This window comes from Acidobacteriota bacterium, assembly GCA_003225175.1.
GTDB lineage: Bacteria > Acidobacteriota > Terriglobia > Terriglobales > Acidobacteriaceae > Gp1-AA112.
Window position 1 is genome coordinate 37473 of the sequence record QIBA01000029.1, and the last position, 13187, is coordinate 50659.

Genomic DNA, 13187 nt, shown 5'->3' on the forward strand with positions numbered 1-13187 from the left:
TTATTGCATTTCAGCGCGGATAACTGTGACCGGACCAAGCAAACCAGAAGGCAGCAATGGTGAGCTCGCTTTGTAAGGCTTAACGTCGGCGAACGTCAGCTTTGTGGCTCCCGGCTGTTCATCGCCAATTAGCCGGTTGACCCAGGCATTAACTACTCTGATTGTGATCTCGTTTGCACCCGGCTTCAGAGCGGAGGTGACATCCACGCGATATGGTGCGTGCCAAGTTTGCCCGAGTTCCTTTCCATTCACGGTGACGACAGCCAGGTTTTTGACTTCGCCCAAATCGAGCCACAACTGTGATCCTTTTTTAAACCAGTTAGGCGGTGCTTGAACTGTCTTCGTGTACGTTCCGCTCCCAGAAAAGTACTTCACGCCTGCATCGCTACTCTGACTCCAATCGAAGAGCTCATTCACGGTGATCGCGTCTGGAGCGCCGCGTCCGGTCTGAAACGTAAGTTTCCACGGACCGTTTACTGTGACCAACTTTGTTTCACTATCCTGCTCGATCGTACGTGACGTCTGAGTGGTGGGCTGGCGAAACACTACGAAGGAAGTGCCCCATGGCTCCAGATGAAGGGGAATGGTCGTAACACCGTTCGCTATTGTGAACGACGCTGATTCGGTGGTGCCGGTCTCCGCACGCCACAGCTCCGGCCGTTTGCCTGTCACACGAAATCTGGCGTCGAGCGCGGCATCGTGATCGCTGCGGTTGTCGACGAAGTAGATGTCGCCGCCTCTGAGTTTTCGATGGACGAATTCCAAATTGGAATCATTTCCTTTTGAATAATCGAAGTCAGGCTTGAGATTCAGTGCGGCGAAAACTTCGCTCAGGTTCTGTCCAGCGTAAACGGTGCCTTTGCCTACCTTGTGCACACTGGTTCCATCGCCGAATAACTGCGATGCAAGCTTCTCGAATTCAGACTGATCATCCGCGAGACTGGGATCGTCAGTAGGCTTCGGTCCCGCGACTACAGCACCGTTCTCCACCAGCGCATGAATCGCGCGCAGAACAGGAAGCGACATGTGCCGACTGAAAGGATCAAGCCCGAGCACCCTGTATTCCATGCCGCTTTTTGTAACGATTCGACCATTCGCGACACTCAACTCGTGAATTAATGCGTCTGCATTGATGTAATCGAAGCCATATCCGCGTGGAATTTCCGGAGACTTATGCTGGAAGATTGCCGTCAGATTTGAATCTTCTCCGTAAAAATAGACAAGGTCGGCGCCGAAGTGTCCTTGCTGGAGCATGTAGCTCGACCGTGCCAAGTAGTCAATCCATGGCCCTGCCTGCTCCGCCCACGTCTCATTCCGGTTGAACCACTGTCCGAAGGGCCCGAGCGTCAGTCCAGGTGCTTTCCCCACCAACGGTTGATGTGCCGATTCATGGATTACGAAACGGTTGATTCCATTGAGCGATTCCTGATCGGCGGTCGGCTTCAGGGTTGCTGGCGACCAACCCCACGGCGCGGCCGCTGCAGTCAACGATTCGGCTGCCGCGATGTTTTGTCCGTAGATGTGCGCTACAGAAGCCGATTCTCGATCGTCCGCGTTGTAGCCGTACTGCACGTTGTTGACGCCGGGCCTTTGCGTCCACATCGCGCTCATAGGCACTTCGTTAAGCTTCTTCACTTCCATCCCATCGGCGACGAATGCGCGTCCGGATTCATGTGATTCCCCGTAATGCCGCATTCCGCGCTCGTGGAGGGTTTCTTCCAACTGAGCATAGTGCTCGTTGGCAACAAGATCAGCGATAGTCTTGCGGAAGTCCCACAGAAAACGATCGCTCTGCTCAGCACTTTCCACGATGCGGCCTGTCAACACAGGGAGCCAGGGAATAGCGTCGTAGCCACGCAGCTTTTTGAACTGGGAGAGCATGTTGTCAGTCCAGTTTTGCGATCCGGCTTCCCAACTGTCGTTGATGACATACTGGATGCCTTTCTTTCCCATCTCATCTGCGCCGACTGTTTCTTTGTAGCTGTCGAGGTACTTTTCGAAGTAATCCTTAACAAAGCGCCGATCGAGCTTGTCGACTTCGAGTCCGGTGGCTTCAGGAGTAGCAGGGTGATTCGTTATGCCAAGCAGGGAATACCCGATACGCAGAACTAGCCACTTTCCGTGGGGTGGCGTCCAATCGAGTGTGCCGTCCGGCTGCATCTTAGCCGTAAGATCGATTACGTCAGGCTTCTTGATCGCGGTTGAAGGATCGATCGGCGGAGTTGCGTGTTCGTACATATCGACGGCTGGAACAAACGCTGCTTTCTCCTCAAACTGATTTACTCGCGGATCGGAATGCAGAATAAGCTCTGCGACTTCGTAAGACGTAGGTCGGGCAGGCGCTCCGATTCCGAACGATGTGGGATCGACTCCCTCCGCCCACGCCGGCCTCGGAGGAGGCGGACTGCGTTTAAAAGTCACGCGGAAAAACTTTGCGCTTACCGGGACAAAGGAGACCGTGTGTTCAGGCGCTCTGCCTCCACCAAGAGCAACGACCTTCCGGAAATTCTGTCCGTCATCACTGGCTTCCAGAGTCTTCTCCGGAGCAGCCATTCCGTACATGAGCGCTTCAACGAACCCCGGATCTCTTGTCACATACGTGACTGCTTGCACACTATGTGGAGAAGCATATTCAAACTGGATCCAGGAGACGGAACCCGAATCGGGAACTGGGACTTTTGTTGTGTTTTCCAAATCCCCGTCGCTTAGCATCGCAGCATCGAGTCCTTCACCGCTGGAGGTGATTTTCGGCTGCGCTGCGTTTTCGTCCGAAGAAGTTCGTGGAATGCGGAAGGCTACAACGACAGCATCTGCATAAAATTCCGGTAGGTTCGGTGCGGGCCGGTTAAACTGCTCGCGTACTCCGATGTCTTGAAATGCGCCAGTCTTCGTTGGAGGATGACGGAGCTTTCCCGTAAAAGGTCGTCCACCATCGACCAGGGATTCGCTCCAGACATACTTCTTCATCCCGTGAGCTGCAGGCACCCATGGTCCACCGGTTTCGCTCCACCCTGGCGAGCCGGCAATAGCCATCTCCATGCCAAGCTGATCGCCAAGTTTGATGGCGTATTTGAACGCCTCCTTCCACTCAGGTGTCATGTATGCCAGACGCTTGTCGACGACTTGCGGTGTCTGAAGGGCTGCATCAAAATTCTGGTAGCCCGCAATTCCGACGCGATGCATCCATTCGAGGTCGAGCTTGATGCCTTCTTTCGCGATGTTACCGTTCATCCAATGCCACCAGACTCGGGGCCTAGCTGATGTGGGAGGGTGCTGGAAGCCAGCCTTTAGCTGATCCTGAGCAGGTTGAGCCTGCGAAAGCCCGAATGTGCTAAAGCATGTAAACGCGGTGACCAGAAACAATGGTCGAACTCTGACTAAACGCTGGATGCAGACACGATCTATGAGCAGTGAGAACACTCCTGTACCTCGGCTTTGATATGGTTCACGTCTCCCTACAGCAACAAAATGCTGTCGAAAAAGCGGAGCAACTCTATTCCTTGAAGAGGTTGTGAGTCAATAGCGACTTTAGTTCTCTATTGGAATTACAATTGTTAACAGACTTGCACGAATTGCAGGTCGAGCAGTTGAGCGAGCTTCCTGAGTTTCGCAGCGATGTGACCCACGCCGATTGCGCAGTGATGGGCTGGCCCATGAGAATTCCAGTCGTTGATAAATCTTCGCGCGCCTAATGCGAATCTGTAGCGGCTGTTGGTATTTCCGATTTCAAGAATAGGGCCGGGAACCGATTCGGCTTCCGCGACTAGCAACTTGATTGTTCCCTCTCCTGTTTCAACTACTGACAGAAGCGTGACCGGACCATGTTTCACCGACATTTCAACTGAAAGTCCGCGCCCCACTTTGCCGTGGTATGTAGTGAGCGGTCTTACCTTGATTTTCCCTTGAGCGATTGCTATGTGTCCCGGACCGTCGTGACCCAGCAACACAACATCGTCGTTGAAATCCGTCGCATAATACTCGCTGAATGAGCCACCGGCATGGAAAGAATCCATAATTTTCATCGCTTGAACATTCTTAATCTCGTATTCGCCGGCAACAGGAATTCCGCGCGCTGTGAGCAGACTGGTTCCAAGAACGATGGAACTAATGGCATTTTCGTTCTCTGGATTCCCTGTGCCCTGATAGTAGTAGGCAAGCGATCCAAGACGGTGGTTGGATACTAGTTTGTCGAGGGCTACCGAGGTGCGGGCAGCGCGTTCGAGTTCTTCCGGGGAGCAATCGGGCTGCACATCAAAAACGTCCGTAAATTCTCTGCACCGGTTTGCGGCTTCGGCCGCTGTCACGTCGCGCCGTAATGCTGCGACTTCGTCAACTTCAAGCATTTGGATGTGCCCGCCGAAGCTTGCGCATTGCTGCGTCAGGTCGGAATAGATGTCGAGCATTCCTCCGTAATAATGGCCCATCACGCCGAGACGGTTATGCTCCATGATGTTTGCAACGCGAGCTGCGTCAATCCATCCCTCGATCTCCTTCCACGCGGCAGGATCGTCCTCAAGCATTCCCGTAACCTGAAAAAATGGGATGCGCGACCGCTTGAAGACATTCGCGATCTCAGGCACAGGGCACGCCTGACAATAGGCTAACCACTCTCCGGTCATTTTGGTTCGATCACCCAAGCTGTTGAAGCGCTCGTAATCAATCGCAGGGCCAGGCGACAAATTCAGGATGATTACCGGAACCTTTGCGCGTCTCACCACGGAAAGCACCGTGGACGAGAGAGCATAAGTGGTTACGTGCAGGAAAATGAGATCGACGTCCGCTTTACGGAACTCGTGTCCTGCAGCCAGTGCCTTTTCGGAATTATCGACTAATCCAAGATTAACGACTTGCAGGCCCGGCCACTTGAGACGTTCCGCGACGCGCTCGGTGTAGCCGCGCAGCCGGGCCTCCAATCCCGCAAACTGGGGCCAGTATGTATCGAGCCCAATCCCGAATAGTCCGACTCTCAGGTCTCGGGTGACTTCAGGTCTCGGCATCAGCGGTTCGCGACAGTTCATTCCGCTTTCAGGACAGTGACGGCAAACGGAGCGAGCTTCAGTTCGGAACCATTGATCTTGGAGGTGCGAGGTTCTTCGTCTCCGGTGTCTTCGTCAACCGTAGATGAGGTCGCTCGTTGCCACTCCGTCGGCAATTCTACGGTAGCTTCGCGATTCGTTTTGTTCACGACTAAGATTCTCCGGCCTTGCGGAGTGACAAATCCCTGAATCTTCAGATCATGACGATCGAACATATTTTCCTTGGTCACGACTATCTTGTCGCCGGGATGAAAGTTGTCCTTCAAGAGCTTCAGCACCCAATAGCGGGAGTTCGGTTTCCCGGTGTTGTAGTTAATCATCGAGACGCTGGGAAATTGAGATGGATATCCGACGAGTTGTGACTCGCCGATCACATCAACCCCTTGCTTCGACAACTCCGCGAACAGATACGCGTACAGCGCAGCCGCCGCATTCCAGTAACGATGGAGAATCTTGTCTGGCAGAGCCTTCGACGCCCTGATCTCTTCTCCATCACTAGGAAGTATGACTCCCAACTCGTTCGTGTCGATTTTCACTGTAGGCGCTAATCGGTCGCGAATGGCCAGGATGAACCGCGTCGTAGCAATAAAGCCATCAGCCTGATCGAAAAATGAATGCTGCCAGTCATCGAGACCTTCGTCGGGAGCAGGGGACGCATAGAAGTGAAATGAAATGAAATCGATCGGAATGCCGGGCTTGTGGTTCTTCGAGTTCAGGAAGTACTCGTAATACTTCGGATTGCCCCCGGTTTTCGCCAGCGCTAAACCCATAAACTTCGTTTGAGGACTGACTTTCCGAATGCCCTCAACGATGGCGTCGTAACGTTCGGTGTACTGCTCAGGCGTAGTACTGTGCTCTGCCTCGACTTCGTTCAGTATCTCCCAATATGGAAAGGTGTAGTGATACCCCGACGTGTGCTGCTTCCCATTTTCATCAGTGAATCCGCCTTTGGTGTACCAGCTGACAAGCCGGCCGAAGTAGCCGCCTAGTTCTTTTCCTGTCGGATCCCGCAGTTCGGTGCCCTGCGTGTAATTCCAAAAGACCTGATTGGGATCGTCTGGATATTTCACCGGCTGGTCGGTTTTGAACATCCACGCAGGAATGGTGCTGAAGTTGATGATGGTGCTGTGGTTCTCGGTCGCGTCTAAGAAGTCTTTAGTGACTGGATCGATGTAGGTAAAGTCCCACGAAGTGCGCTCGGCAGTGGGTGGTTCGAGTTCGGCAACCGCAATTTTGGGATAAGGCAACCACGGAACATATCGCACATAGTCCGCACCGAGCGCCTTTAGCGCGTTGAAAGCGCCATCGTGAATCGGCGAACCGCGATTCAGCATAGGGTTAGTGACAACCTGCAAGGTCGGCGTGGACTTGGAAACTCGAATGATCTTCGTCCAATCAATGTCGGCAACGGTGGGAGGGTTAACTTGTGATTCAGAAGTTCCTGGCACTAAGAGCGCGAGCAACAGCAGATGACTAGCAACCAAAAAGTGATTCACAGTATGACTCTCCGGTGGCGACACAGAAGAAGAATTCAACTACTCCAAATAAAACACTTCCTTCATCATCGCGAATCGCTCACCTGGCTTAAGATCCGAGACCGGTTCAAAATAACGAGCCATTTCCGCCTGCCAGCGCAAGTTAACGGGATCGCGGCTCAATGCATACCAAGTCCGTTCAAAATCCGATGTCCGCATGACAAGAAACAGGTCCTGACCGCGTCGAAATACTGAATAATCGGAGATGCCCACTTCCTTGAGCTTTGCCAGCAACTCGGGCCAGACGTGCTCGTGGGCACGGTCATAGGCCTCAATTGCTTCTTTCTTCACTCTGAGTCGGAACGCATAACGCGACGAGGCCATAGCTGTTTAAAGTTCAGCACGAAACTTTCTGTTCACAGTACTCGTGCTTCAGCGGACACACGTTAGCGTCGTCTGAACCGTGCGTCAATACCTAATCTGTTTTCGTATTGAACCATGTTGAGGGCACGAGGGAAAATGGCAATAGTTTCGCCTACACTTTTCGGGATATCGAGGCTAGTACTGGCATACTCACGAAGAGCGTTTCTTTTTGGAATGTTGGGCACGGCAGGCGCTCACTTCTTTGGCCAGGGAATGTCCACACGGAAGGCGCCAGTACAGCCACGAGGCAGGGCATCCGGCATCGCTTTTGCAGCACACTTCACCGATGTTGCACCTCAAGCCGGTCTGACTTCTCCCACTGTTTACGGAGCCGGCGAACGCAATCAATACATTCTTGAAACGATTGGCTGTGGCTGTGCCTTCATCGACTACGACAACGATGGGTGGATCGACATTTTCCTATTGGGAGGAACTCGTCTGACAGGAACGGCCGAAGGCGGCGGCAACAGACTCTTTAAAAACAACCGCGACGGCACTTTTACCGATGTCACCTCGCGAGCCGGACTGGCGAAGACTGGCTGGGCGTGCGGTGTCTGTGTGGCCGACTACAACAACGACGGCTTTGACGACATCTTCGTTAGCGGTTGGGGTGACAACATCTTGTACCGCAACAACGGCGACGGCACCTTTACCGATGTCACGAAAGCGAGCGGCTTGAAGCAATCTGCTGGACGTTGGGGAACAGGGTGCACTTTTCTGGATTACAACCGAGATGGCAATCTCGATTTGTTTGTGGCCAATTACATTGGAAGCTTCGATCCGGCAAAGGCTCCTAAACCGGGAATGGCTGCAAACTGCCAGTACTCGGGTATGCCGGTGTTATGTGGGCCGCGTGGCTTTCCCTTCGGCCAGCACAGTTTGTATCGCAACAATGGCGATGGCAGCTTCACTGATGTCAGCGTTCAATCCGGCATTGCAAAAGCTCGGAACAGCTATGGCTTGACGGCTATTGCCGCCGATTTTGACGATGACGGATGGCCGGATATCTACGTTGCCTGCGATTCAACTCCAAGTCTTCTGTTTCTCAACAATCACGATGGCACGTTCCGGGAAGAAGGCGCCTTACGCGGAGTTGCATATAGCGAAGATGGACAAGAGCAGGCGGGAATGGGCGTTGCCGTCAACGATTACGACCTCGATGGCCATCTCGATATCTTCAAGACCAACTTTGCCGATGACACGTCCAACGTGTACCACAATGACGGAAGAGGCAGCTTCGACGATGTCACTCGAAGAGTGGGGCTTGGAGTTGAGAATCGTTTTGTAAGTTGGGGATCCGGCATCGTCGACTTAGACAACAATGGCTTGCCTGACTTGTTTGCCGTAACTGGAAACGTGTATCCAAATCTTGAAAGACTCTCTCCTAATTACCCGGTCAAGAGCCCTCGAATACTCTTTCGGAACTTAGGAGGTGGCCGGTTCGAGGAACTTTTCGAAGCAGGAAAGGCGCTTGCCGAGGCTCACGTTAGTCGCGGCTGCGCCTTTGGCGATTTTGACAACGATGGGGATCTCGACATTCTTATCGTCAACTTGAACGAGACGCCTTCGCTGCTGCGAAATGATCTCTCCTCAAGTAATCACTGGCTCAAGGTCAAGCTGATCGGAAAGATCTCGAACAGAAGCGCGATAGGAGCTCGACTTGTAATCAAAGCGGGGGATCAAACGCAGACGCAAGAGATCCAGAGCCAGTCGAGTTTTCTTTCTTGCAATGATCCCCGATTGCATTTTGGGCTGGGCTCTGCCACAAGCGCCGAGATAAAAGTTAGATGGCCAAACGGAGGTTGGCAGAGCTTTTCCAAAGTTGAGTCGAACCAGTTAGTCTCCATCAAAGAAGGAGTGGGCATCGTGCCCACGATCGGGTGGAGAGCATAGAGGAAAGTCGCACTAATCATAGCAAGCTGAGGAGCTCTGGAAACTGTCATGATCAACTCCGGCTGCAAAGCCGATTGCAGCTAAGAGGATTCACCTCGACAGGCGTTCAATTTTCACAGAAGCCATTCCAGCAACCTTGGCAGCTTCAATTCCCAAATCCGAATCTTCGAATACTAAACAATGCTCCGGCCGTACACCCAATCTTGAAGCAGCAATCAAAAATGGCTCAGGATGAGGTTTGCTGTTCACATAATCACCCTGACAAACAATCACTTCGAATTTGCTCAGCAGCCCTAAAGTTGTGAGAGAAGCCACAACGGAATCCCGAGTACTTCCAGAGACCACCGCATAACGGATTCTCCCCTCTTCCGCTTCGATATGTTCCAGCACTTCAGTTATGGCTTTCAATTGCGGAAGTGAGGCGTAGTACAGTTGCTCCTTCCGCTCTGCCACCACTTGCACAGGCATATCTAGGGCGTTTCTTTTATTGAGCAAATCAATGATTTCTGAGGGAGGCTTGCCTCCCCAGGCGTAAAACAGGTCTTCTTCAAACGCGCAGTTCCACTCGCTGAGTGCTTGGCTCCAGGCGAAATAGTGCAATGGCATGGAGTCCGCAATGGTGCCATCACAGTCAAACAAATAGGCTTCGTATGAGCCAGGTGGCAGCTGAAGTTTCATTATGGATTGCTGTGAGAACCTAGTGAAGGAATAAAGTCTCGGGACAGATTTACGAAGCTCGGATTTAGTTGATCAGCGGACGAACAGCCAAGCAACGTGAGAGTGCGTCGCAAGTCGTCGCGTAATATCTCCAGCGCTCGCTCCACCCCCACTTTGCCATATGCAGCGAGACCATAGGCGTATGCTCGTCCAATGAGAACGGCGCGAGCACCTAAGCAGAGAGCCTTCACAATATCGCTGCCCCGTCGAATACCACCGTCCATTAGAATCTCGGTTTCTTTCCCGACTGCAGCATAGATTTCTGGAAGAGCTCGCAGTGATGCGGGAACGCCGTCCAACTGCCGCCCTCCATGATTCGAAACCACGATGGCCGCAGCACCATGATCAACAGCCCTTCTAGCATCTTCGGCTGTAAGTATGCCTTTGACGACGATCGGTCCTAGCCAGCACCGACGAATCCACGCGAGATCGTCCCATTGCACTATTGAACTGGAAAGAGCAGCAGCAACATCTGTCATGGCGAGAGGTCCCTTGCCAGGCACCACGACGTTTTCCAGCTTCGGAACACACCCGTCGAGTAAAAACGATATGAGCCACCGAGGGTGTTTCAGAATCTGAGGTGCAAACCGTATCTTCTCCAGAAGCGTGCCACTCAAAAGTTCTCGCATTCCGTTACGCGGGTCGCGCTCACGATTTCCCGCGACAGGAGTGTCAACAGTAATGACTAGGACGGAAAAACCCGCCCGGCGAGCCCGTTCGATAGTTGACTCTGCCGCTTCGCGACCTCCTAGAAGATAGAGCTGATACCAGAGAAGACCATCCGACGCGGCTCTCAACGCTTCGAGCTTATGGCCCGAGATCGTGGAGAGCACAAAAGCTGTGCCTGCTTCGTGGGCTGCACGCGCCGCAGCAATTTCGCCATCGGGATGCATTAGGCGGCTATAGCCCACCGGAGCGAGTATCACCGGCATCGACAACTGCTGCTCCAGCACACATGTTCTCAAATCCACCGCTTCAACATGCACAGCCTGTCGCGGTCTGAAAGTAACCTGCTGAAAGGCGTGCACATTGTCCTGCAGGGTGATCTCGTTCTCGGCGCCGCCTTCGAGGTAATCGAAAACAACACGAGGCAGACGACGCTGCGCAACACGTCGAAGATCATTGATGTTGATGATTCGAGGAGAACTCAAGCGTGACAACCAGAAACTTTCATTCGTGGGAACTCAGTGTTGGGAGGAGGAGAGTCCGAGGTAGTTGCCGTATCCGACGATCACCGTAGACGCGACAAGCACAAAAAGGCTGAGCGCAACCAACCACTTAGTCCGTGGTCCAACTCCTTTCCACTCCTTCAGCGCAATTCCCCAGAGAGTGCTGAAAATAATGATGCTGGCCATATGCAGCGTCCAACTGGAGAACTTGAATCTTCCCATTTTGGTCTCGCCCATCGTGTAGAAGAAGAATTGCATATACCACGTCGTTCCAGCCAAGGCGGAGAAAAGATAATTGGCAACCATAGGAGCGCGTGCCGGCTGCTCAGTAGCGACTGCGACGGCAACTGCCATCTCCTCTCCTGGGGCATCCGTCGCCGTTTCCAAGACATACTCCTCATCTCGGGAGGGCACCACACCACGAATTTCGGAATGAAGGTATTGGTAGCCGGTTTTGTTGCGAATGTTCAGAATCAGGCACCAGATGAAGTTCGTAGTGAAGCCTCCGAGGAGAAGGACGACCAAAACGGGAAGTCCCTGCCAGAGAGGGGCGGTGCCGTGTTGAATTGTAAGCGCCTTGATCGGATCGCCTGCTGCCAAGCCGTAAGCAAAACAAGCACTCATGATCCCGCAGAACGTTGCGACTAGCAGTCCCTTCTTCAGTGCAAATTCCCTAATAGATGCACGCTTTTGCTCTTCAGAAAGTTCCCGCTCTTTGTGCATACCGGCTAATCCCGCAAAGACGATCCCGGCCAGGCAGGCCGCCACTCCTATGAGGATCACTCGACCCGAGGTCGTTCCCAAAACCTCAGTTGCGAACACTCCGCGAAAGATCGGAGGCATCAGGGTTCCGAAGGCTGCCGTATAGCCCAGTGCAACTGCCATGCCCAGAGACATTCCCAGGTATCGCATGGTCAAACCGAAAGTGAGTCCCCCCAATCCCCACAGGACGCCGAAGAAATATGTCCAAAATAGGGAGGTAGCTGGTGCCTCATGCAGAACCTGGAACAAGTCGTGGGTCAGCAACGAACCGAGCATCCAGGGCACAATGATCCAACTGAAGAATCCTCCGACGAGCCAATACGTCTCCCACGCCCACAGCTTTACGCCACGATATGGAACATAGAAACTGCCGGAGGCCAGTCCTCCCAGCCAGTGAAAGATAACGCCGATCGCGGGATTTGGATTCATGAACGCTTCGATCTCAAATAGACTCGCCGACTCTAAGTCTTAGTCTCCCGTTGTGTCAATGAACAAACTATGTGCCAAATGAAACCATGCAATGTGAGTTGTATACTGCGGCTTTCCCCATTCCCCAGAATTCTGAGGCGAAATCAGATTGCGTAAGACGGCTCCCAAAAGGCTCTACTTGATTCCGGTTCTTTCGAAGGCACTTGATGTACTTGAATTGCTCCAGTCGGACAATCGTCCTCAAGGTTTGGAATCGATTTACGAGCAGACCAACATTTCTAAGACGACGGTGTACCGAATTCTCAAAACCCTCGTGCACCGGGGTTATCTCGCGCAGACCCAAGACGGCTTATACCGAATAGTTTCGCGTCCCAGAAAGATCCGTTTCGGCTTCGGAAGCGAGTCATCGGAGATGCCGTTCTCTGTCGATGTCACTAAGAGTCTCAAAGCCGCTGCAGCTTCCGCGGGAGTGGATCTAATAGTTCTGGACAATCGATATGATGCCACCGCAGCTTTAGAAAATGCTGACGAGTTCGTTAAGCAACGCGTAGACCTGGTGATTGAATTTCAGATCGACGAGCATATCGCGCCAATGATTGCGGACAAAGTGCATGGTGCCGGCATTCCGCTGATCGCGGTCGATATCCCTCATCCCCATGCAACATTTTTTGGAGTGGACAACTATCGAGTCGGCTTTGAAGCTGGCGAATTTCTCGCGCAGCACGCAAAATCTGCATGGAACGGGAACGTCAAGTGGGTGATTGGCCTCGGTATCAGTGAGGCAGGTCCCCTCGTGCAAAGCCGCATAAGCGGAGCCTTTGCTGGAGTTCGATCGCGGCTTCCAAACGTTGGAGAAGGAGTATTCCTCAATCTTGATGGCGAAGGATTGCGAGAGAAGAGCTACCGGCTCACACGTGAATTCCTGCGCAAACATCAGGGTGACAAGGGGATTTTGATAGCTGCAGCAACTGATACGAGTGCTCTTGGTGCTCTAAAAGCAGTTCGCGAGCTCAGACGTCAAAACCACGTTGCCATCGTGGGCCAAGACTGCATCGAAGAGGCGCTCCAAGAAATGACTGCAGGTGGTACTCCGCTGATTGCCTCGGTATCTCACGAAGCGCCCTCCTATGGTCCCCGATTGATTCATCTCGGTTTGGCATTGCTCAAAGGAGAAACCATCGCTCCTTATAACTACGTAGAGCACAAGCTAATCACAGCCTCATCGCTTACCCATCGTATGCGAGCTGCGAGGTAGGTCTTCAAGCAGCCTCCATCTCACTTCT

Annotated in this window: 9 protein-coding genes; 2 read left to right on the plus strand and 7 right to left on the minus strand. The window is 52.9% G+C overall.

Features of this window, described 5'->3' with window-relative positions; all coding sequences use genetic code 11:
- The 4 genes from DMG62_01935 to DMG62_01950 all read right to left on the minus strand — a co-directional run bounded on the left by DMG62_01935 (position 1) and on the right by DMG62_01950 (position 6895).
- Entirely contained in the window at positions 1-3363 is a 3363-nt protein-coding gene (locus DMG62_01935) for a glycoside hydrolase (GenBank protein PYY24644.1), read from the minus strand.
- A gap of 191 nt (positions 3364-3554) precedes the next feature.
- Positions 3555-4997 carry an arabinose isomerase gene (locus tag DMG62_01940; protein ID PYY24713.1) on the minus strand — a complete coding sequence of 481 codons (1443 nt, stop codon included), beginning with the start codon at positions 4995-4997 and terminating at the stop codon, positions 3555-3557.
- A 17-nt stretch (positions 4998-5014) separates the two neighbouring features.
- Positions 5015-6370, minus strand: coding sequence for a glycosyl hydrolase family 39 (locus DMG62_01945; protein ID PYY24714.1), 1356 nt, complete (start codon positions 6368-6370; stop codon positions 5015-5017).
- A gap of 201 nt (positions 6371-6571) precedes the next feature.
- A complete protein-coding gene (locus tag DMG62_01950; protein ID PYY24645.1) occupies positions 6572-6895 on the minus strand; it encodes an L-rhamnose mutarotase in 324 nt (107 codons plus the stop codon).
- Between the two features lie 213 nt (positions 6896-7108).
- Between DMG62_01950 and DMG62_01955 the strand changes: the two genes are divergently transcribed.
- Positions 7109-8827 carry an RNA-binding protein gene (locus tag DMG62_01955; GenBank protein ID PYY24646.1) on the plus strand — a complete coding sequence of 573 codons (1719 nt, stop codon included), beginning with the start codon at positions 7109-7111 and terminating at the stop codon, positions 8825-8827.
- 90 nt (positions 8828-8917) lie between these two features.
- On the opposite strand, the gene DMG62_01960 is transcribed toward DMG62_01955, so the two are convergent.
- The 3 genes from DMG62_01960 to DMG62_01970 are packed head-to-tail and all read right to left on the minus strand — an operon-like array spanning position 8918 to position 11904.
- Positions 8918-9505 (minus strand): haloacid dehalogenase, encoded by a 588-nt coding sequence (locus DMG62_01960; protein ID PYY24647.1) that lies wholly within the window; start codon positions 9503-9505, stop codon positions 8918-8920.
- A complete protein-coding gene (locus DMG62_01965; protein ID PYY24648.1) occupies positions 9505-10704 on the minus strand; it encodes an alpha-hydroxy-acid oxidizing protein in 1200 nt (399 codons plus the stop codon). Before DMG62_01965 ends, DMG62_01960 begins: the two co-directional genes overlap by 1 nt.
- A 24-nt stretch (positions 10705-10728) precedes the next feature.
- Positions 10729-11904: an L-rhamnose/proton symporter RhaT gene (locus DMG62_01970; GenBank protein ID PYY24649.1), complete on the minus strand. Its 1176-nt coding sequence runs from the start codon at positions 11902-11904 to the stop codon at positions 10729-10731.
- 148 nt (positions 11905-12052) lie between these two features.
- Here DMG62_01970 and DMG62_01975 point away from each other — a divergent pair, with 148 nt between their 5' ends.
- Positions 12053-13159 (plus strand): sugar ABC transporter substrate-binding protein, encoded by a 1107-nt coding sequence (locus DMG62_01975; protein PYY24650.1) that lies wholly within the window; start codon positions 12053-12055, stop codon positions 13157-13159.
- Positions 13160-13187: the final 28 nt, after the last annotated feature.